Genomic DNA, 21,511 nt, shown 5'->3' with positions numbered 1-21,511 from the left:
CGTCTTCTTCGCCGCCCGTGCCCGTATGCGCTGGTCAGCAACACGCTGCTGGTGGCCCATGCCGGCCGCTGATGGCAGCAAGGAAAGCGATGTCGGCGACGTAACCGTTGCCGACGTACTGGCTGCGCAGGCCCGCCTGCGCCGCTTCCTGCCGCCCACTCCGCTGCACCATGCCGAGCGCTTCGGCACCTGGCTGAAGCTGGAGAACCTGCAGCGTACCGGTTCGTACAAGGTACGCGGCGCGCTGAACGCCCTGCTGGCCGCCCGCGAACGTGGCGATACCCGGCCGGTGATCTGCGCCTCGGCCGGCAATCACGCGCAGGGCGTGGCCTGGGCCGCCTATCGCCTGGATGTGCCGGCCATCGCCGTGATGCCGCATGGTGCACCGGCCACCAAGATCGCTGGCGTCGCCCATTGGGGCGCGACGGTGCGCCAGCATGGCAACAGTTATGACGAGGCCTATGCGTTCGCCGTCGAACTGGCGCAGCGCCATGGCTACCGCTTCCTCTCTGCCTTCGACGATGCCGATGTCATCGCCGGCCAGGGCACCGTCGGCATCGAGCTGGCCGCACATGCGCCGGACGTGGTGATCGTACCGATCGGCGGCGGCGGCCTGGCCTCCGGTGTCGCCCTGGCGCTGAAGTCGCAGGGCGTGCGCATCGTCGGTGCGCAGGTCGAGGGCGTTGATTCGATGGCCCGCGCGATCCGCGGCGACGTGCGCGAGATCGCCCCGGTGCCGTCGCTGGCCGATGGCGTGCGGGTGAAGATCCCCGGTTTCCTGACCCGCCGCCTGTGTACCTCGCTGCTGGACGATGTGGTGATCGTGCGCGAAGCCGAACTGCGCGAGACCCTGGTACGGCTGGCACTGGAAGAACACATCATCGCCGAAGGCGCAGGCGCACTGGCCCTGGCCGCCGGCCGTCGCGTTGCCGGCCGCCGCAAGTGCGCGGTCGTCTCCGGCGGCAACATCGATGCGGGCGTGCTAGCCGGCCTGCTCACCGATATCCGTCCGCGTCCGCCACGCAAACCGCGCCGACGCCGGGCAGAAACTCCGCGCTCGCCCAGCAAGGCGACCGCCACCGCTTTCCCCACGCCTTCCCCTTCCCCCCTGCAAGCCGTCGCACCCGCTGTCGAGGAGATTTCCCTGTGACCACCATCGAACGAATTACCACCCCGCGCATCCGCATCTTCGATACCACCCTGCGTGACGGCGAGCAGTCCCCCGGCTGCAGCATGAGCCCGCCGCAGAAGCTGGTGATGGCGCGTGCGCTGGACGAACTGGGCGTGGACATCATCGAGACCGGCTTCCCGGCCAGCTCGCAGTCCGACCGCGAGGCGATGGCCCTGATCGGCCGCGAACTGCGCCGCCCGAGCCTGAGCCTGGCGGTGCTGTCGCGCTGCCTGCAGGCAGACATCGAGACCTCGGCGCGCGCACTGGAAGCGGCGGTCAACCCGCGCCTGCATGTGTTCCTGTCGACCAGCCCGCTGCACCGTGAGCACAAGCTGCGGATGACGCGCGAGCAGGTACTGGAATCGGTACGCAGGCATGTATCGCTGGCCCGCTCCTACATCGATGATGTGGAGTTCTCGGCCGAGGATGCCACCCGTACCGAGCTGGATTACCTGATTGAAGTCTCGCGCGTGGCGATCGCTGCCGGCGCCACCACCATCAACCTGCCCGACACGGTCGGCTTTACCACGCCGGAAGAGATCCGCACGATGTTCCAGCAGGTCATCGCGGGCGTCGCCGATGTGCCGAACGCAGGCAACGTGATCTTCAGCGCACACTGCCACAACGACCTGGGCCTGGCCGTGGCCAACTCGCTGGCCGCCATCGAAGGCGGCGCGCGCCAGGTCGAATGCACCATCAACGGCATTGGTGAACGCGCCGGAAACTGCTCGCTGGAAGAGATCGCGATGGTGCTGAAGGTGCGCCAGGCGTTCTACGAGCAGGACACCGCCATCGACACCCCGCGCATCGTCGGCACCTCGCAGCTGCTGCAGCGCTTGGTCGGCATGCCGGTACAGCGCAACAAGGCCATCGTGGGTGCCAACGCCTTCGCCCATGAATCGGGCATCCACCAGCACGGCATGCTGCGCCACCGCGGCACCTACGAAATCATGCGTCCGGAAGACGTCGGCTGGGAAGACTCGCAGATGGTGCTGGGCCGCCACAGTGGCCGTGCTGCTGTCGAAGCGCGCCTGCGCGCCTTGGGCTTCTGGCTGGAGGAAGACGAGCTGAAGCTGGTGTTCGAGCAGTTCAAGGGCCTGTGCGAGCAGCAGCGCGTGGTCACCGATGCCGACCTGCAGACGCTGATGCAGGGCGGCTCCAACGCACAGGGCTACCGCCTGGCCTCGATGACCATCAGCGATGTCGGCAGCCGTGCCAATGCGCTGGTCGAACTGTCCGACCCGGACGGCAACCGCGTGGCCGAGACCGCGCAGGGTGATGGCCCGGTCGACGCACTGTTCGGCGCCCTGTCGGCCGCCACCGGCGTGCAGCTGATGCTGGACAGCTACCACGTGCACAGCGTCGGCATCGGTGCCGATGCGCGTGGCGAAGCCAACCTGAGCGTCCGCCACGAAGGCGTCGAGTACGACGGCACCGGTACCAGCAAGGACATCATCGAAGCATCCGCACTGGCCTGGCTGGACGTCGCCAACCGCCTGCTGCGCCAGCGCCAGGCCAACGCTGGCGTCAGCGCTGAAGCACCTGCCACTGCCACCGCCTGAGGAACCCAAGATGAGCGCCTTCGACACCGCAACCGCCACCAGCAACGCTGGTCAGCAGTGGAATGCCCAGGACTATGCGATCGATGCCGGCTTCGTGCCGACCCTAGGTGGTGCGGTAGCGCGTCTGCTCGACGCGCGCGCTGGCGAGCGCATCCTCGACCTGGGCTGTGGCGATGGCGTGCTCACCACCGAATTGGCCCTCAGCGGCGCGCACATGCAGGGCGTCGATGCTTCGCCGGAAATGGTGATCGCCGCCCGTGCACGGGGTGTCGATGCGCAGGTGATGGACGGCCACGCACTGACCTTCGATGGCGCGTTCGATGCAGTGTTCAGCAACGCGGCGCTGCATTGGATGCCCAACCCGGACCGCGTGCTGGAAGGCGTGCGCCACGCCCTGCGCCCCGGCGGCCGCTTCGTCGCCGAATTCGGCGGTCATGGCAACGTGGCCACGATCATTGCCGCCGTGCAGGCCGCACGCGTCGCCCATGGGCATGGCGTCAGTGCACTCCAGTGGTACTTCCCTACCGCCGATGGCTACGCCGAACGCCTGCGCCAGCATGGCTTCCAGGTGCAGCTGATCGAATGCCTGCCGCGCCCGACCGCGCTGCCGACCGGCGTTGCCGGCTGGCTGCGGGTGTTCGCCGCACCGCTGCTGGACGACCTGCCGGCCGTGGCGCGCGCCACGGTGCGCGATGCCGCCACCGCCCTGCTGGCCGATCTGCCGCGCAACGCCGCCGGCCAGCCGCTGGCCGACTACGTGCGCCTGCGCGTGCTCGCGCGTCGGCGCTGACCTGCCCCTGTTACTTTCTCTTCGATGTCCGCTACTTCGTACTCCTGCCAGGCAAACGCATGACTTCCGCACCCCGCACCCTGTACGACAAACTGTGGGACGCCCACGTGGTGGTTCCAGAAACCGACAGCGCGCCCGCCGTGCTGTATATCGACCTGCACCTGATCCATGAAGTGACCTCGCCGCAGGCCTTCACCGAACTGCGCGAGCGCGGCCTGAAGCCGCGCCGTCCGGATCGGACCAAGGCGACGATGGACCATTCCACGCCGACCCTGCCGGCCGCCGCCGATGGCACCCTGCCCTACGCCAGCGCCGCTTCGGAGGCGCAGGTCGCGATGCTGGCGCGCAACTGTGCCGAGTACGGCATCGAGCTGTTCGACATGGCCTCGGACAACCGTGGCATCGTCCACGTGATCGCACCGGAGCAGGGCTTCACCCAGCCCGGCATGACCATCGTCTGCGGCGACAGCCACACCTCCACCCACGGCGCGTTCGGGTCGCTGGCCTTCGGCATCGGCACCAGCGAAGTCGGCCACGTGCTGGCCACGCAATGCCTGCTGCAGCGCAAAGCCAAGACCCTGGCGATCACCGTCGACGGCACAGTCGCGCCGGGTATCGGCGCCAAGGACGTGGTCCTGCACATCATTGGCGTGATCGGCGTCAACGGTGGCACCGGCCACGTGATCGAGTTCCGTGGCAGCACCATCGAAGCGATGGACATGGAACAGCGCATGACCCTGTGCAACATGTCGATCGAAGCCGGTGCACGCGCCGGCATGGTCGCTCCCGATCAGGTGACGTTCGACTTCGTCGCCAATACGCCACGTGGCCCCAAGGGCGCCGACTTCGCCGCCGCCGTGGCCCGCTGGACGCAACTGCGCAGCGATGAAGGCGCACGCTTCGACAGTGAGGTGCACATCGATGCTGCCGACATCCGCCCGACCCTGACCTGGGGCACCCATCCCGGCACCGCCATCGCGGTGGACGCGCCGATCCCGGCGGCCAACGATGCCGCCGCGCAGAAGGGTCTGGATTACATGCATTTCCAGGCAGGACAGACGCTGGCCGGCACGCCGGTGGACGTGGTCTTCGTCGGCTCCTGCACCAACGGCCGCCTGAGCGACATGCGCGAAGTGGCGCAGGTGCTGCGCGGTCGTCACGTTGCCGAGCGCGTGCGCATGCTGGTGGTGCCCGGCTCTGAGATCGTCAAGCGCCAGGCCGAGGCCGAGGGCATCCACGAGATCGTGCGCGCGGCGGGTGCCGAATGGCGTGAACCGGGGTGTTCGATGTGCATCGCCATGAATGGCGATCTGGTCGCTCCCGGCCAACTGGCGGTCAGCACCAGCAACCGCAATTTCGAAGGCCGTCAGGGCCCCGGTTCGCGCACCCTGCTGGCCTCGCCGATGAGTGCAGCCTGGGCCGCGGTGCAGGGCCATGTGGCCGATGCCCGTGAACTGTTTGCACAGGAGGTGGCCTGATGAGCGGCTTCCGCACCCTGAGTTCGGCCAGCGTGGTGCTGCGCCAGACCAATATCGATACCGACCAGATCATTCCGGCGCGGTTCCTGTCCACCACCGAACGCGCCGGCCTGGGTCGCAATGCATTCAACGACTGGCGCTGGCAGGCCGATGGCTCCCCCGTGGCCGATTTCGCCTTCAACCAGCCGCACAACGCCGGCCGCAGCATCCTGCTGGCCGGGCGCAACTTCGGCTGCGGCTCCTCGCGCGAGCATGCACCATGGGCGCTGACCGACCTGGGCCTGCGCGCCATCGTCAGCAGCGAGATCGCCGACATCTTTCGGGGCAACTCGCTGAAGAACGGCCTGCTGCCGATCGTGCTGGACGAAGCTGACGTGCAGGTGCTGATGCAGCGCCCGGACGACGAGCTGACCATCGACGTGGCCGCGCGCGAGCTGCGCACGCCCGATGGCCGCGTCTACTCCTTCCCGTTGGACGGCTTCTCGCAGACCTGTCTGCTGGAAGGCGTCGATCAACTGGGTTATCTGTTGGGCCGTGTCCCTGAAATCGAACGTTACGAGAGTGAGCATGCACGCTGAGATTGTTGTACTGCCGGGTGATGGCATCGGCCCGGAAGTGGCCGCCGCTGCGGTCGCCGTCCTGAACGCCGTGGCCGAACGCTTCAACCACACCTTCACCTTCAGCGAGCACGACATCGGTGGCATCGCCATCGACCGTCACGGCGAACCGCTGCCAGCTTCGACCCTGGCCGCCTGCCAGGCCGCCAACGCGGTGCTGCTCGGCGCAGTGGGCGGCCCGAAGTGGTCCGACCCGAATGCCAAGGTGCGTCCGGAACAGGGCCTGCTGGCGATCCGCAAGGCGCTGGGCCTGTATGCCAACCTGCGTCCGGTGCGCACCCACGAAGCCGCACTGCACGCCTCGCCGATCAAGGCCGAGCTGCTGCAGGGCGTGGACTTCGTGGTGGTGCGCGAACTGACCGGTGGCATCTACTTCGGCGACAAGACCCGCGATGCCGACAGCGCCAGCGACTTGTGCCGCTACACCGTGGCCGAGATCGAGCGCGTGCTGCGCAGTGCCTTCCGGCTGGCCCAGCAGCGGCGCGGCAAGGTCACCTCGGTGGACAAGGCCAACGTGCTGGAAACTTCACGCCTGTGGCGTGACGTAGCCGCGCGCATCGGCCGCGAGGAGTTCCCGGATGTCGCGCTGGAACATCAGCTGGTCGATTCCATGGCGATGCACCTGCTGGCCAAGCCGCGCGAGTACGACGTGATCGTGACCGAGAACATGTTCGGCGACATCCTCACCGATGAAGCCTCGATGCTGGCCGGTTCGCTTGGCCTGCTGCCATCGGCATCGCTGGGCGAGCCGGGAGCGGTCGGCATCTACGAACCGATCCACGGTTCGGCCCCGGACATCGCCGGCAAGGGCATCGCCAACCCGTACGCGACGATCTTCAGTGCAGCGATGCTGCTGCGCCATTCGCTGGGGTTGGAAGACGAAGCCGCGGCGGTGGAGGCGGCGGTGCACGCGGTGCTGGACGATGGCGTGTTCACTGCGGATCTGGCGGCGAAGGGGCACGCAGTGAGCACGGCGGCGGCCACCGACGCGGTGCTGGCCAAGCTGGGATGAAGCACGCAGGTGCCGGGACATGCCCGGCACCCTTTGCATGCCCATCGCTGGCGCCGAACCCTAACCCACCTGCTGACGGTGGCCCTGCATGAGATCAGCTCAGCGCGAAGTGCTGCGCGCGTAGTCGCTGGCGCAACCGGCAACAACGCGGCCTTCGCCGGTGCGCATCACGATGTGCTGCGGGATCCAACTGCCACCGCTGAAAGCAACCGGCGGCAACAGGCGCTGCCAAGCGTCCTTGCCGATCGCGTGCGAGGTGTCCATGCCCGCCTGGGCAAGCACTGGCGCCACTGCAACGCCACCGAGATCCGCGCCGAAGAAGCCACCGAACGCCAGCGCAATCGTGTGCGTGGAAACGCCGTACGCCTGGATGGGCGCCTGCAGCCCGATCAGCAGCAGGTGCAGATCATCATCACCAACGGTGTAGTTCACCTCGTTGACCGAACGGACATCCTGCGGCCATTCGAACTGCGGCTGTTCGGAAAGCCGCTGCCAGAACGCCTGCAGCCGGCGCATGCTGCCTTCGTCGGCGCGGCAGTGGATCGCATCCTGCAGGTCCTGGACGTCAACAGCCGGCACCTGATGTGCGCCTATCTTGTTGTCTTTCGTGGAAGGCGCGCAGCCCAGTCGATAACCGTCGCCCGCACTGCGCACGATGATCGACGTGGTGGGCTTCGACCACAATTCGAACGGCTCCCGCAGCGTACTCGACTACAGCCGCAAGCCTTGCGCAGCGACGATACGATCGCGCTGTGCCGGGTCGAGCGCAACAGAAAACCCGAACGCATCAGCAAACAGCCGCGGCACTTCGACACCGTGGACCGTCATCGACTGTGGCGGAGTGATGACGGTCACCCGGTGATCGTCATCCTCACCCTCCTGCTCGAATCGCCAGTCGCGCAGGTACGGCGGTCGTTCCGCAGCGTCGGCATAGCGTGCCGCACGCAGTCGGCTGACGACGGCCTGCTGGACGTCCGCACTCGCGCCGCACTCAAGTACGTCCCGCAGGCCGTGCTGGAACAGCAGAGCATCGGCGTCAGCCGGCTGCGCAATGGCAGAGCCGCTGCAGGCGATCAGCAGCAGCGCCGAGGCGCAGGTCGTGCGGAAGAACATGGCAGGCGCTCCGGCCCTGGAACTGGCCGCTATTGTGCCCGTGAACGCCCTGAAGCTGTCCACTTGGGGATCAACAGTAGATCCACGCCATGCGTGGATGAAGCCAGGAGCATCCACGCATGGCGTGGATCTACGGCACGAACTCAAGCCTCGCGTGTCTCTACTTTGTGGTGTAACCACCGTTTACGAGGATGGTCTGCCCGGTCATCCACCAGCCGTCGGTCACCAGGAAGCGGATCCACGGCACGATGTCGGCGATGTCGGTCAGGCCGGTACGGGTGAATGCCGACAGCGCCGCGGCGGTCTTGTGATACGCCTGCGCATCGGCACTCTCGGCCGGATAGAAGAACGGCGTATCCATGGGCCCGGGACCGATCGCAGTCACCGAAATCCCACGCTCGCCAAATTCCTTCGATGCTGCGCGGGTGAAGTGTTCCACTGGCGCCTTGGTGCCGGCGTAGCTGGAATAGAACGGCGTGAACGCGCCCAGCAGCGAAGTGACCAGCGTGCAGACGCGGCCGCCGTCGTTGACATGGCGTCCGGCTTCCTTGAGGAAGAAGAACGCCGTCTTCGCGTTGACCGCGCTCATCTGGTCGTACTCCGCTTCGCTGATCTCCAGCATCGGTTTCTTCAGCACTTTGCCGACGGTGTTGATGGCGATGTCAGGGCGACCGACGGCGGCAACCGCGTCGGCGAACAGCCGCTCCATCGCCGCGGCCGAGGTCAGATCGGCCTGCAACGCCACGGCCTTGGCACCTGCGGCCTGCACGGCTGCAACGGTCGCCTCGGCATCGTCCTGTGTAGCGGCGCTGTTGTAGTGGATGACGATGGCCTTGGCGCCCTGTTCGGCGAAGTCGCGGGCGATCAGCCCGCCGAGATTCTTGGCGCCACCGGCGATCAGCACGGTCTTGCCCTGGATACGGTGGTCGGTCATGGCATCGGTCTCGGGGAGGGGCTGCCGGGCTGGCATCCCTGTGCAGACGACGATATCGTGCAGAAATCGCGGATAAAGCCCGCAACATTGACTTAACTTTCCAGAGTGGGCGAACAATGGACCGGATCGAGCGTTTCCGCATCTTCGCGCGGGTGGTGGAGTGCACCAGCTTCACCCGCGCCGCCGACCAGCTCGGCCTGCCCCGCTCCACCGTCTCGGCGGCCGTGGCAGAACTGGAACAGCGCCTGGGTACGCGCCTGCTGCAGCGCTCCACCCGCAGGGTCTCCACCACCCACGATGGCGACACGTTCTACGCGCGCTGCCTGCGCCTGATTGCCGAAATGGAAGATGCCGAGTCGCTGTTCCGCACGGACGACGCGCAGCCGAGGGGCTTGTTGAAGATCGATGTGCCCAGCCGCATCGGCCGCCGCATCATCGCCCCATCCCTGCCCGACTTCTTCGCACGGCACCCACAGATCGAGCTGGATCTGGGCATGACCGACCGCGCGGTGAACCTGATCGAAGACGGCTGCGATGCGGTACTGAGGGTGGGCCAACTGGGGGACTCCAGCCTGGTGGCCCGCACGCTGGGCCAGCTGGATTTCGTCAACGTTGCGGCGCCGGCATACCTGCACGAGCACGGCGTGCCGCAGCAGCCTGCCGACCTGCAGCAGCATCGTGCGGTGAACTACGCCTCGCCGACCACGGCGCGGGTGGAACCATGGGAATGGCAGGACGGCACACAGCTGCGCACGCTGCCGATGTCCGGCTGGGTGCGGGTGAACAACGCCGAGGCATCGATTGCCTGCTGTGTCGCGGGGCTGGGACTGCTGCAGATTCCGCGCTACGACGTGCAGGCCGAACTGCACTCTGGTGCGCTGGTGGAAGTGATGCCGCAGTACGTTGCGCAGCCGTTGCCGGTGACCCTGTTGCTGCCGCATCGGCAGCATCGCGCGCAACGTGTGCAGGTGTTCCTGGATTGGCTGGAGCCGCTGCTGCGTGAGCGACTGCAGTTGCAGGGGTGATCGGCCGGACGGCTGCCCGGCACCCGCAGAGGCGACTGCAACTGCAACAGCCAGAGCGGCTCTGGGTTGTTGCTTGGTTGGCGGGGAGGAGGCAGATGGCGGGACACGCCGCAAGTACCTCCCTGTAGGCTCGGCCACGGCATCCATGCCGTGGACGGTCCCGCCATCTGCCCCCTCCCCGCCTCCGAGCATTTCCCGATGACGGTCGGTGGATCCACACCATGCGTGGATGAGGTGTATCGGAAAACACGAAGGGGTCGGATCCGTTTTCCAATGGAAAACGGATCTGACCCCAACCATCAGCACGCGGCTATTGCTGTTGCTTTTCGCTCTTCTTTTTTCTCTTCCTGCGGTGGAGGCCGCAGGAAACCGTCAGGGGCCGGGTGGGTGGGCTGGGCGGGGGTGTCAGCCGCATGGATGCGGCTGCCAAGCCTACAAGGACGTACTTGCGGCGTCCCCCGAACAGCCCACCCACCCGGCCCAGACAAGCGATCCCGCTTCTGAACCCCAACCGCAGAGGGGGCTCAGCCCGTTGGCCGGGAAACCCGGGGCATTACGCCCCGGATTCGTCCGGCTTGACCCGGAACCACGCCGCGTACAACGCCGGCAGGAACACCAGCGTCAGCACCGTGCCCACGATCAACCCACCCATGATCGAAATCGCCATCGAGCCGTAGAACGCACTGCGCGACAGCGGAATCATCGCCAGCACCGCCGCCAGCGCGGTCAGCACGATCGGGCGGAAACGCCGCACTGTCGCATCGATGATCGAATGCCAGCGGTCATGCCCGGCATCGATGTCCTGCTGGATCTGGTCGATCAGGATCACCGAATTGCGCATGATCATGCCCGCCAGCGCGATGGTGCCCAGCAGTGCCACGAAGCCGAACGGTGCGCGGAACAGCAGCAGGAACAACGTCGCACCGATGATGCCCAGCGGCGCGGTCACCAGCACCATCGCCGCACGCGAGAAGCTGCGCAGCTGCAGCATCAGCAACGTGGCCACCACGATCAGGAACAGCGGCATGCCGGCCTTGATCGAGTTCTGGCCGCGTGCCGAATCCTCCACCGAGCCGCCGGTTTCCAGCAGGTAGCCGCTGGGCAGCTCGCCGCGGATGCCATCCAGCGTCGGCACGATCTGCTGCACCACGTCCAGCGGCTGCATGCCATCGCTGATGTCGGCACGCACGGTCACCGTCGGCAGGCGGTTGCGGTGCCAGATGATGCCGTCCTCGAAGGCGTATTCCAGCCGCGCGACCTGCGACAGCGTCACCGCGGTACCACTGCTGGTCGGGATCGCCAGGCTGCCGAGCAGATCCAGCTGCGCGCGCTCGTTGTCCGGGCCACGCAGCAGCATCTCGATCTGGCGATTGCCCTCGCGATAGGTGCTCACGCTCATGCCCGACAACGAACTGCTGAGGAACTGGCTGACCTGGGCACTGCTGACACCCAGTGCGCGTGCACGGTCCTGGTCGATCACCAGCCGCACCACCTTGCTCGGCTCGCTCCAGTCCAGGTTCACGTTCATCACGTGCGGATTCTCGCGCACCTTGGCCTCGACCTGGCGTGCAATTGCCTGCACCTGTGCGATGTGTTCGCCGGACACGCGCATCTGCACCGGATAGCCGACCGGCGGCCCATTCTCCAGGCGCGTCACGCGCATCTGCACATCGGGGAACTGCTTTATCACTTCCTTCAGCATCCAGTCGCGGGTCGATTCGCGGGCCTTGGCGTCTTCGGTGAGCACCACGAACTGGGCGAAGTTGGTCGCCGGCAGCTGCTGGTCCAGCGGCAGGTAGAAGCGCGGCGAACCGGTACCGACGTAGGCCACGTAGTTACTGATGCCTTCGCGGCCCTTCAGCAGCTTCTCCAGTTTGTCGGCCTGTGCCTGGGTCGCGGCCAGCGATGCACCTTCGGCCAGCTCGATGTCCACCATCAGTTCCGGGCGGGTCGAATCGGGGAAGAACTGCTGCGGCACGAAGCGGAACAGCATCAGCGAGCCGATGAACAGGGCGATGGTCGCACCGATCACCCACCAGCGATGGCGCAGGCAGGTATCCAGGAACGACCGGAAGCGGGTGTAGAACGGCCGCTGGTACGGATCGTGGTCGTGTGCATGTTCCTTCGGTGCGATCCAGCGCGCCAAGGCCGGATGCCGGTCGGCCCACTGCAGGCGCTTGGCGCGCCAGCGGCCGGCCAGACTGTCCGGCTTGGGCAGCTGCGGATTGAACAGGTCCGGCAGCATCTTGTCGCCCAGGTACGGGATGAACAGCACTGCGGCAATCCACGACACCACCAGCGCGATGGTCACCACCTGGAACAGCGAGCGGGTGTATTCACCGGTGCTCGATGCAGCAGTAGCGATGGGCAGGAAGCCAGCAGCGGTGATCAGGGTGCCGGTCAGCATCGGGAAGGCCGTGGACTCCCAGGCGAAACTGGCCGCGCGCAGGCGGTCGTAGCCCTGCTCCATCTTGGTGGCCATCATCTCCACCGCGATGATCGCATCGTCCACCAGCAGGCCCAGTGCCAGCACCAGCGCACCCAGCGAAATCTTGTGCAGGCCGATGTCGAAGTAGTGCATGACGAAGAAGGTCATCGCCAGCACCAGCGGAATGGTCACGCCCACCACCAGGCCGGTGCGCAGGCCCAGCGAGAAGAAGCTGACCAGCAGCACGATCACCACTGCTTCGGTCAGCACCTGCACGAACTCGCCCACCGACTCTTCCACAGCATGCGGCTGGTCGGACACCTTGCGCAGCTGCATGCCGGCCGGCAGGGTCTTCTGCAGGCGTTCGAACTCGGCATCCAGGGTGGCACCGAGCTTGAGGATGTCACCGCCGTCCTTCATCGCCACCGCCAGGCCGATTGCATCCTGGCCCATGAAGCGCATCTTCGGCGAAGAGGGATCGGCAAAACCGCGCTTGACCTCGGCGATGTCGCCCAGGTGCAGCGTGCGTTCGCCGGCCTGGATCGGGAATCTGCGGATGTCCTCGATCGAATCGAACTGGCCGGTCACGCGCAGCTGCACGCGGTCGGTCGGGGTTTCAAAGAAACTGGTGGCGCTGATCGCGTTCTGGTCAGCCAACGCCTGCTGCACCTGCTGCAGCGATACGCCCAGCGTGGCCAGCTTGGTGTTGGACAGCTCGATCCACACCTTCTCGTCCTGCAGGCCGACCAGGTCGATCTTGCCGACGTCGGGCACGCGCTGCAGCTCCAGCTGGATGCGGTCGGCATAGTCGCGCATCACTGCGTAGTCGAAGCCTTCGCCGGTGAGTGCGTAGATGTTGCCGAAGGTATCGCCGAACTCATCGTTGTAGAACGGCCCGACAATCTCGCGAGGCAGCGTCGCCTTGATATCGCCCACGCGCTTGCGCACCTGGTACCACAGGTCGGGGATCTGCTTGGAGCGCAGGCTGTCGCGCGCCATGAAGATCACCTGCGATTCGCCCGGCCGCGAGTACGAACGGATGAATTCGTACTCGCCGGTGTTCATCAGCGCTTTTTCGATCGGCTCGGTCACCTGCCGCGAGACCTGCTCGGCGGTGGCGCCCGGCCACATCGTGCGCACTACCATCGCCTTGAAGGTGAAGGGGGGATCTTCAGACTGGCCCAGGTGTTTGTACGACCAGGCACCGATGACGGCGAACGCCAGCATCGCGAACAACACCAGCGCACGGTTGCCCAGCGCCCATTCGGAGAGATTGAAGCGGCGCACGGGTCAGTGCCCCTTGCCTGCGGCCGGCGCCGGTTTGGCAGCCGACGGCGCCAACACCGGGCGGTTCTGACGGTCGACCGGCGTCACCACCTGGCCTTCGCGCAGCAGATGGCCGCCGGCAGCGACCACCCAGTCCGACGCGCCCACACCGGACACGACCGGCACGGCCTGCGCGCCATACGCACCGACCTGCACCGCGGTTGCCTTCAACGCACCACTGGACGGATTGACCACCCACACGCTGGCCTTGCCATCACTGCCGCGCAGCACGGCCGCCAGCGGCAGCTGCAACGCGCCGCTGCGCCCGGCGGTGGCGAACACCCGCGCACTCTGGCCCAGTTCCACTTCACTCAGCGCTTCCGGTGCCAGACTGACCCGCGTGGCATAGGTGCGGGCCTGTGCATCGGCGGCCGGCGCGATCTCGCGCAGGGTGCCGGGCAGCAGCTGGCCCGGGCGGTTCCACAGTTCCACCTGTACCGACTGGCCGACCTTGTAGTCGCGGATGTTGCTTTCCGGCAGCGCGATCAGCACCTCACGGCCACCATCGGCGGCCAGGGTGAACACCGTCTGCCCAGCGCTCACGACCTGCCCGGCTTCGGCCTGGCGGCTGGCGATCACGCCATCGGCGGGCGCGCGCAGCTGCGCGTACTCGGCCTGGTTGCGGGCCACGGCAAGATTGGCCCGGGCGGCATTGGCCTGGCCCTGCGCGGCCTTGAACGCTGCCGTCTGCTGGTCCAGTGCCGAGCGGCTCACCAGCTGGTCTTCGGCCAGCTTGGCGTAGCGCTTCTGGTCATCGCGGGCGCGTACCAGGTCTGCTTCCGCGGCCGCCAGCTGCGCCTGCGACGCCGCCGCCTGCGAGGCGTAGTCGGCCGCATCCAGCTCAGCCAGCAGCTGGCCCTTCTTCACCCGCTCGCCTGCGTCGACGTGACGCTTGACCAGGTTGCCGCCAACCCGGAACGACAGTGGGCTTTCCTGGCGGGCACGCACCTCGCCGGGGTAGGCGGCCGCGGCTTGTCCATCCTGCGTGGTGGGATGCACCACCAGCACCGGGATGGCCGCCACCGGCTCGGCGGCCTGCTTGCCGCACGCTGCCAACACCACGACCAGTACGCCTACGCCCAACCAACGCATGTTTTTCATGAGGTACAGGACCTGAAAGGAAATCCGGGGGGAACGCGCCGGCAACATACTGTTGCAACGCGGACATTAGTGAACCAGCCGGTATAGTATAAATATCGAACCGCTTGGTCTAGTATTAGCGGGATGAGTTCTCCCACTTCCCGAAAGCCGTCGGCCAAGCCTGCTGCCAAGGCTGCCGGTCCCGGGCGCCCCAAGGATCTGGGCAAGCGCGCGGCGATACTCGAGGCAGCAAAGACACTGTTCATCGAACAGGGCTACAGCGGCGTGAGCATGGACAGCATCGCGGCCCAGGCCGGTGTCTCGAAGCTGACCGTATACAGCCATTTCGGTGACAAAGAGACCCTGTTCTCCGAAGCTGTGCAGTCCAAGTGCATCGAGATGCTGCCCGACGCGCTGTTCGTGGCCGACGTGGAAGGCCCCCTGCGCGACCAGTTGCTGGGCATCGGCATGGCGTTCTTCGAGATGATCACCTCCGACGCGGCCCTGTCGATCCAACGGGTGATGATGGCCCCGGAGACCGACGAACGCCTGCGCGAACTGTTCTGGCAGGCCGGCCCGCAACGCACCTGCGAGGCGCTGGCCGACTTCATGCGCTTGCGTGCCGAGCGTGGCGAACTGGACATCCCCGACTGCTACATCGCCGGTCAGCAGTTCCTGACCCTGGTGAAGGGCGAAGTGCACATGCATATGATGTGCGGCATGCCACTGTCACCCGTCGAGACCGATGCTGCGATCCACGTGGCCGCCAGTGTGGATTTCTTCCTGCGCGCCTACGCCCCGCGAGAGGCCGGAAACGCTGGATAACCAAAACTGAACGAACCGGAGGTCGCGATGACTTCCGGCACTGCGACCCCGGCCACCCCGCAGCTGATGCTCTGGGCGCGCCGCCGGCCTCCGGCACCGGTAAAATGGCCGGCCCACTGCGCTGGATTTGAACCTCATGACGATTGATTACGCCCACGCCCGCGAACTGATGGTGGAACAGCAGATCCGTCCCTGGGACGTGCTGGACATCAAGGTGCTCGACGTCCTGGCCCGCCTGCCGCGCGAGGCCTTCGTCGCCGACGCGCACCGGGCGCTGGCCTATGCCGATGTCGAACTGCCGATCGGCAACGGCCAGAAGATGATGAAGCCGGTCATCGAGGGTCGTACCCTGCAGGCACTGGATCTGCAGCCGGGTGACGAAGTGCTGGAAATCGGCACCGGCAGCGGCTTCCTGTCGGCCTGCATCGGCGCGCTCGCGCGCGACGTGCTGAGCCTGGAAATCGATCCGGAACTGGCCGCCGCCGCGCGCGCCCGCCTGGATGCCACCGGCCTGGGCACCAACGTGCGCGTGGAAGTGGCCGATGGCCTGGCCTGGCAGACCGAACGCCGCTTCGACGTGATCTGTGTCACTGGCGCCGTTGACGTGGTGCCGTCACAGTTCGCTTCGTGGTTGCGTCCGGGTGGTCGTCTGTATGTCATCCAGGGCCGTTCGCCGGCCATGGAAGCGCTGTTGGTGAAGGCCGATGGCAGCACCGAGTCGCTGTTCGAGACCGATATCGATTACCTGCGTGGTGCCGCCCCGGCCCCCCAGTTCCACCTCTGAGTCCAAGGAAGCCGCAATGATCCGCCGATCCCTCGCTGTTGCGCTGGCCACTGCCCTGCTGCCGTTGTCCGCCCATGCCGCCGACCTGCTGCAGGTCTATGAAATGGCGCGCAATGGCGACCCGCAGCTGTCCGCCGCCGAATCCACCCGGTTGTACGACAAGGAAGGCGCCGTGCAGGCGCGTGCTGCCCTGCTGCCGCAGATCAATGGCCAGGCCACGCTGAACCGCGCGCGTAGCGAGGCCAATGCCGATGCCAACTCCGGTTCGGTCACCAGCAAGCGCCGCAACTACACGGTCGATGGCACCCAGACGCTGTTCAACTGGACGCAGATCAACAACCTGCGTTCGCAGCGCGAGCTGAGCAAGGCGGCTGATTTCACCCTCGACTCGGCCAACGACAACCTGATCGTGCGCACCTCGGCGGCCTACTTCAACGTGCTGGTGGCGATCGAATCGCTGAATGCCGCACAGACCAACGAAGCGGCCGCGAAGAAGCAGTTCGACTTCGCCGACAAGCGCCTGGAAGTGGGCCTGGCGCCGATCACCGACGTGCACGAAGCACGCGCCCAGTACGACCAGGCGCGCGCCAACGCGATCGTTGCGCAGAACACGCTGGCCGACAACTACCAGGCCCTGACCGAACTGACCGGCCAGCCGGTGATGAACCTGAAGGGCCTGCCGGCCGATTTCCGTCCGGAAGTGCCGGCCAACCGCGGCAACCTGGACCAGCTGGTGCAGCAGGCGACCACGCAGAACCCGGCGCTGAAGGCGCAGGAACTGAAGGTCGGTGCCGCCGAAGCCGGCGTGCAGGCGGCCCGTGGTGGCCACTACCCGACCCTGTCGCTGGGCGGCAGCTGGGGCAAGACCGCGACCTGGGGCGACAGCACCGGCGCCGGTTCGCTCTCGCCCGATGCACGCACCAACAGCATCGGCCTGACCCTGAGCGTGCCGATCTTCTCTGGCGGCGCCACCCAGTCCGGCGTGCGCCAGGCCTTGGCCCAGCGTGACATCGCCCAGGATGGTTTCGAGCAGCAGAAGCGCGCGCTGGACCGCAATACCCGCAATGCCTACCAGACCCTGGTACAGGGCATCAGCGAAGTGGAAGCCCGCCGCCTGGCCGTGGTTTCCGCACAGAGCGCCTACGATGCCTCGCAGGTCGGCCTGGAAGTGGGTACCCGCACGGTGCTGGACGTGATCCAGAATCAGCGCATCCTGTTCTCCGCCCAGCTGGATTACGCACAGGCCCGTTACAACTTCCTGCAGAACCGCCTGCTGCTGAGCCAGGCCGTGGGTGGCCTGGATGTCGCCGAACTGCAGGACCTCAACCGCCTGCTGACCCAGGACGCGGGCAACCCGTCCACGACCACGAACTGAGTCGGCGTCACCGGTCTGATCAGAAAGCCACCCGCGAGGGTGGCTTTTTTTATTGGTCGCAGATGACTGGCAGCGCGTGGCGCTAGCGCGAGCGCCCCGCGTGCCGACGTGTCAGGACGCCTGCCGAAACGATCACCAGCACCACCAGCAGCGGCAGGAACAGCCGGGACGTAACAGCCGGCAACAGGCACAGGGCAGTCGCCACAGATGCGAGCAACATCGGGATGAGCCGCCATTCGTTGGTCGCCGCGCGCGCCCGCCACTGGCTGCGGGCAACGCCCAGGCACACGGCGGCAAGGACCAGCAGGCCCGCAGGCCCCGGCAACTGCGGAAGCCAACCGTCCGGCAGCGACAGCGCCAGGGCAGCCGCCAGCACGGTCAGCGCAAGCGTCACCAGCAAACGCGCATGGGGGCCCGCATCACCCGGAGCGGGCCGCCACACCTCCAGCCCCAACCGCGCGGCCAACAGCAGCGACACCACCTGCAGAGCCGCCAGCCCCGCGCTGCCAGCCAACGGCAACAGCGGAAGAAACCATTGCAGCTGCGGTACGCCCTGCAAGGCCACCGACAGCGGCCGCGTGCTGGCCAGCGCCGCAAACTCGACCAGGCCCGATTGCAGCGCAGCCACTACCATCAGCCACAACATCGCCAGCAGCACCGCCGCGCTGGCGGCTTTGGAAACCTGCGGACGAGGGCGCGGCAGCCTTCCGGCAAACCCTGCCAGCAGACCTGCACCGAGCAGGACACCGAGCAATGCCACGCCAGCAGCAAACACGCCGCCCAGCCCGAAGCGGTAGGGCGCGGTCGCTGAAGGCAGCCAGGGAATCCAGTATGCGTAGTGCACGTGGCGTGCCGCCAACAACAACAGCAGCAGGCCCACGCCCAGCTTCACCGTCAGCAGTGCACTGGCCAACAGCAACGCGCACGGCGTCCGCAGCACCGCAGTGGCAACCCCCAGCAGCAACAACAGGATCGACGCCGCCAGCGGCAGTGGCATCCACTGCGCGGGAGCGACATCGACGGCCCCAGCGGCTGCGTACAGATGGTTCGCCATCGATTGCGCCAGGCCTGCGGTGGTCGCCGTCAGTTCCAGCAGCAGGGCGATCACCAGTACATCCGCAAGCGGCTTGCCCCAGGCGGCACGGAGCAGACCGTGCAGACCCGAAGGATTCGGCACGTGCCGCATCGCCATACGCAGGCAATACAACATCGGCAGCGTGCCCAACGCCGCCAGCAACAGGCTGAGGACAATGGCAGGCCCGGCCTGCGCCGCCGTGTGCTGGCCGACCAGGGCGACAACGCTGCCGCCCATCAGCAGGGTCAGCGCCACCACCAGCAGGTGGTCGGTACCCAGCCCTCCGGTCTTCGCACTGCCCTGCAGCGCGCCTCCGTTGTCGCCGATCATTCAAAGCTCCCTTGATGTCGTCCAAGCGTGGTCGACAGCAGGCTGGCAGCCTGATGGGGAGAAGCGGAATCGGAATCGGCACCGTAGGCACCATGATGTGACAGCCTGCACACAGCGGACGGCGGGAGTGGTCCGGCTACGACAGATTCAACGCCATCAAGCAGACTTGATGCAGGCGATCACGACAAAGCCACCTGAAAGGACGCCTGGCGGCAACACGCGGGGGCTCAGGCCAGCGGTGGCGGCAAATGCGGAGCCACCAGCTGCAGGGTCCGCTGCAGCGCGCCGCGACCATTGCTGACCAGCGTGCAACCGGCGCGGGCCATGTCCTCACGCGCCTGCGCGTCGTCGAGCAGGTGCAGCAGCAGATCACCCACCGCCTGCACGTCCTCACCGATCAGCAGTGCGCCGGCCTCACGCATGCGCCGCGAGATCTCGGCGAAGTTGTGCAGGTGCGGGCCGGTCACCGCTGCGGTGCCCATGGCCGCAGGCTCCAGCAGATTGTGGCCACCAATGGCCTGCAGGCTGCCCCCGACGAAAGCGACCTGGGCGCAGCCGTAGAACGGCATCAGTTCGCCCAGCGTGTCGATGACGAAGACGTCGCTACCTGCCGCCGGCCACTGCTGCGCGCGCCGCGTCGCCACGCTCCAACCCTGTTCGCGGGCCAGCGCCTCCACCTTGGGGAAGCGCTCGGGATGCCGCGGCGCCCACAGCAGCAGCAGATCCGGATGCTGCTGGCGCAGACGGCGGTGCAGGTCGATCACCGCCTGCTCTTCGCCGTCATGTGTACTGGCCGCGATCCACACCGGACGCGTGGCCGGTACGTGGGCATGGAACTGTTCGATGAAGGGCTGCACGTCCGGCGTGGCGATGTCGAATTTCAGGTTGCCCAGCGCCTGCACCTGTTCCGGCGCCGCGCCCAGCTGCACGAAGCGCGCGGCGTCATCCTGCGATTGTGCGGCCACGCAGGTGACCGTGCGCAGCGCACGCCGGATCAACGCCGCCAGCACCCGGTAGCCGCGCAGCGATCGGGCCGACAGGCGCGCATTGAGGATGTAGACCGGAATACGGCGGTCGCGGCAGCCGAACAGCATGTTCGGCCACAGCTCGGTTTCCAGGATCAACGCCAGGCTGGGCTGGAAGTGGCCGAGGAAGCGGTTGACGCTGCCCGGCACGTCGTAAGGCAGGTACACGTGGTCGAGCGCATCGCCCCACAGCGCGCGCACCCGTTCCGAACCGGTCGGGGTGATGGTGGTGATGACCCAGCGGATGTCCGGCCGCTGCGCGCGCAGCGCATTGACCAGCGGCGCAGCGGCGTTGACCTCGCCCACCGAGACCGCATGCAGCCAGACCCGCGGCTGGCCGCTCGGCTGCGGATAGGACGCATACCGTTCATCCCAGCGCCGGAAGTATTCACGGACCCGGAAGCCGCGCCAGACCAGGTGGTACACGGTGATCGGCAGCAGGAGGTACAGCACGGCCGAGTACAGGCCACGCAGGATCCATTCGACAGGGTCTTTACGCATGCGGCAAGGATACGGGAGCCCCCCGGGAAAGACACGCGGCCGGCTTGGTAGAATGGCGGCATGTCCGATGCCACCACCGCCGTCCGTCCGTCGCTGCGTGATCCACGCAACTGGCCGATGTTTGCCGCCATGTTCACTGCCTTCGGGATCGCCCGGCTGCCGTGGATGCTGCAGCGCGCGCTCGGCCGCGGGGTCGGCTCGATCGCCTGGCGCCTGGCCGGCAGCCGCCGCCATGCCGCCGAGGTCAACCTCAAGCTGTGCTTCCCCGAGAAGGACGAGGCCTGGCGCAAGCGCCTGGTCCGCGACAGCTTCGATGCACTGGGCGTGGGCATCTTCGAATGCGCGCGCTCCTGGTGGGGCAGCATCGACAGCATCCGCCCGCAGGTGCACATCGAAGGGCTGGAACACCTCAAGCAGATGCAGGCCGAGGGCCGCGGTGTGCTGCTGGTTTCGGGTCACTTCATGACCCTGGAGATGTGCGGCCGCCTGCTGTGCGACCACGTAGACCTGTCCGGCATGTACCGCAAGCACAAGAACCCGGTGTACGAGTGGGCGGTGAAGTTCGGTCGCCTGCGCTATGCCAAGGCGATGTACGCCAACGAGGATATCCGCGCGACGGTGCGCCATCTGAAGAAGGGCGGCTTCCTCTGGTACGCGCCCGACCAGGACATGCGTGGCAAGGACACGGTGTTCGTGCCGTTCTTCGGCCACACCGCATCCACCATCACCGCGACCCACCAGCTGGCGCGGATGACCGGTTGTGCGGTCATCCCCTACTTCCATCGCCGCGAAGGCGGGAAGTACTTCCTGAAGATCGGCGCGCCGCTGGAGAATTTCCCCAGCGAAGATGTCGAGGCCGATACCGCGCGGGTCAACCAGGCCATCGAAGAGATGGTGCGCGAGGCACCAGACCAGTACCTGTGGATCCACCGCCGCTTCAAGCGCCAGCCCGGCGGGCGGAGCGATTTCTACAAGTGATGTGACGGGCGGTCGGGAACCCCCCATCCACGCATGGCGTGGATCTACTGATCGGCGGCTGGCTTCATCCACGCATGGCGTG

At 66.7% G+C, this 21,511-nt stretch carries 18 protein-coding genes; 11 read left to right on the top strand and 7 right to left on the bottom strand.

Annotation, left to right across the window (positions count from 1 at the left end):
• Positions 1-58 precede the first annotated feature (58 nt).
• Genes ACQ5SA_RS19255 through leuB form a run of 6 tightly spaced genes read left to right on the top strand, consistent with a single transcriptional unit; the run spans position 59 to position 6,630 of the window.
• Positions 59-1,150 carry a threonine dehydratase gene (locus ACQ5SA_RS19255; RefSeq protein ID WP_312111306.1) on the top strand — a complete coding sequence of 364 codons (1,092 nt, stop codon included), beginning with the start codon at positions 59-61 and terminating at the stop codon, positions 1,148-1,150.
• Entirely contained in the window at positions 1,147-2,733 is a 1,587-nt protein-coding gene (locus tag ACQ5SA_RS19250; RefSeq protein ID WP_312111308.1) for a 2-isopropylmalate synthase, read from the top strand. The genes ACQ5SA_RS19255 and ACQ5SA_RS19250 overlap by 4 nt, the downstream gene beginning before the upstream one ends.
• Before the next feature lie 10 nt (positions 2,734-2,743).
• Complete coding sequence (locus ACQ5SA_RS19245; protein ID WP_499315603.1) at positions 2,744-3,523, top strand: class I SAM-dependent methyltransferase; 780 nt, start codon at positions 2,744-2,746, stop codon at positions 3,521-3,523.
• A 59-nt stretch (positions 3,524-3,582) separates the two neighbouring features.
• A complete protein-coding gene (gene leuC, locus ACQ5SA_RS19240; protein ID WP_499315601.1) occupies positions 3,583-5,001 on the top strand; it encodes a 3-isopropylmalate dehydratase large subunit in 1,419 nt (472 codons plus the stop codon).
• Positions 5,001-5,579 carry a 3-isopropylmalate dehydratase small subunit gene (gene leuD, locus ACQ5SA_RS19235; protein WP_363731741.1) on the top strand — a complete coding sequence of 193 codons (579 nt, stop codon included), beginning with the start codon at positions 5,001-5,003 and terminating at the stop codon, positions 5,577-5,579. Before leuC ends, leuD begins: the two co-directional genes overlap by 1 nt.
• The gene (gene leuB, locus ACQ5SA_RS19230) at positions 5,569-6,630 is read left to right on the top strand and encodes a 3-isopropylmalate dehydrogenase (RefSeq protein WP_499315600.1); all 1,062 of its coding nucleotides are present in this window, start codon (positions 5,569-5,571) and stop codon (positions 6,628-6,630) included. Before leuD ends, leuB begins: the two co-directional genes overlap by 11 nt.
• Before the next feature lie 99 nt (positions 6,631-6,729).
• Here leuB and ACQ5SA_RS19225 read toward each other — a convergent pair whose 3' ends face one another.
• The 3 genes from ACQ5SA_RS19225 to ACQ5SA_RS19215 form a co-directional block, all read right to left on the bottom strand.
• Positions 6,730-7,314, bottom strand: a complete 585-nt coding sequence (locus ACQ5SA_RS19225; RefSeq protein WP_499315599.1) for a hypothetical protein — start codon at positions 7,312-7,314, stop codon at positions 6,730-6,732.
• Between the two features lie 27 nt (positions 7,315-7,341).
• Positions 7,342-7,743 (bottom strand): hypothetical protein, encoded by a 402-nt coding sequence (locus ACQ5SA_RS19220; protein ID WP_499315598.1) that lies wholly within the window; start codon positions 7,741-7,743, stop codon positions 7,342-7,344.
• 160 nt (positions 7,744-7,903) lie between these two features.
• Positions 7,904-8,677 carry an SDR family oxidoreductase gene (locus tag ACQ5SA_RS19215; RefSeq protein ID WP_499315596.1) on the bottom strand — a complete coding sequence of 258 codons (774 nt, stop codon included), beginning with the start codon at positions 8,675-8,677 and terminating at the stop codon, positions 7,904-7,906.
• A gap of 116 nt (positions 8,678-8,793) precedes the next feature.
• Between ACQ5SA_RS19215 and ACQ5SA_RS19210 the strand changes: the two genes are divergently transcribed.
• Positions 8,794-9,702, top strand: a complete 909-nt coding sequence (locus tag ACQ5SA_RS19210) for a LysR family transcriptional regulator (RefSeq protein ID WP_499315595.1) — start codon at positions 8,794-8,796, stop codon at positions 9,700-9,702.
• A gap of 553 nt (positions 9,703-10,255) precedes the next feature.
• Here the strand turns inward: ACQ5SA_RS19210 and ACQ5SA_RS19205 are convergent.
• Positions 10,256-13,417: an efflux RND transporter permease subunit gene (locus tag ACQ5SA_RS19205; RefSeq protein WP_499315593.1), complete on the bottom strand. Its 3,162-nt coding sequence runs from the start codon at positions 13,415-13,417 to the stop codon at positions 10,256-10,258.
• A 3-nt stretch (positions 13,418-13,420) separates the two neighbouring features.
• Positions 13,421-14,557, bottom strand: a complete 1,137-nt coding sequence (locus ACQ5SA_RS19200; protein ID WP_394198661.1) for an efflux RND transporter periplasmic adaptor subunit — start codon at positions 14,555-14,557, stop codon at positions 13,421-13,423.
• Positions 14,558-14,680: 123 nt separating this feature from the next.
• On the opposite strand from ACQ5SA_RS19200, the gene ACQ5SA_RS19195 reads away from it, so the two are divergent.
• The 3 genes from ACQ5SA_RS19195 (at position 14,681) to ACQ5SA_RS19185 (ending at position 17,520) form a co-directional block, all read left to right on the top strand.
• A complete protein-coding gene (locus ACQ5SA_RS19195; protein WP_230112985.1) occupies positions 14,681-15,361 on the top strand; it encodes a TetR/AcrR family transcriptional regulator in 681 nt (226 codons plus the stop codon).
• Between the two features lie 136 nt (positions 15,362-15,497).
• The gene (locus ACQ5SA_RS19190; protein WP_032975442.1) at positions 15,498-16,145 is read left to right on the top strand and encodes a protein-L-isoaspartate O-methyltransferase family protein; all 648 of its coding nucleotides are present in this window, start codon (positions 15,498-15,500) and stop codon (positions 16,143-16,145) included.
• A gap of 16 nt (positions 16,146-16,161) precedes the next feature.
• Positions 16,162-17,520 carry a TolC family outer membrane protein gene (locus ACQ5SA_RS19185; RefSeq protein WP_108266207.1) on the top strand — a complete coding sequence of 453 codons (1,359 nt, stop codon included), beginning with the start codon at positions 16,162-16,164 and terminating at the stop codon, positions 17,518-17,520.
• Positions 17,521-17,602: 82 nt separating this feature from the next.
• Here the strand turns inward: ACQ5SA_RS19185 and ACQ5SA_RS19180 are convergent, their stop codons facing one another.
• On the bottom strand, positions 17,603-18,925 hold the full coding sequence (locus ACQ5SA_RS19180; protein WP_499315592.1) for an amino acid transporter: 1,323 nt from the start codon (positions 18,923-18,925) through the stop codon (positions 17,603-17,605).
• Between the two features lie 227 nt (positions 18,926-19,152).
• Positions 19,153-20,451, bottom strand: a complete 1,299-nt coding sequence (gene waaA, locus ACQ5SA_RS19175) for a lipid IV(A) 3-deoxy-D-manno-octulosonic acid transferase (RefSeq protein WP_499315590.1) — start codon at positions 20,449-20,451, stop codon at positions 19,153-19,155.
• Between the two features lie 60 nt (positions 20,452-20,511).
• Between waaA and ACQ5SA_RS19170 the strand changes: the two genes are divergently transcribed.
• Positions 20,512-21,429, top strand: coding sequence for an LpxL/LpxP family Kdo(2)-lipid IV(A) lauroyl/palmitoleoyl acyltransferase (locus ACQ5SA_RS19170; RefSeq protein WP_499315589.1), 918 nt, complete (start codon positions 20,512-20,514; stop codon positions 21,427-21,429).
• The last annotated feature ends 82 nt before the right edge of the window (positions 21,430-21,511 follow it).

Source organism: Stenotrophomonas indicatrix (genome assembly GCF_050573115.1).
GTDB classification, from domain to species: domain Bacteria; phylum Pseudomonadota; class Gammaproteobacteria; order Xanthomonadales; family Xanthomonadaceae; genus Stenotrophomonas; species Stenotrophomonas lactitubi_A.
The sequence above is the reverse complement of the archived record's forward strand: the minus strand, read 5'-3'. Positions and strand labels throughout refer to the sequence as shown.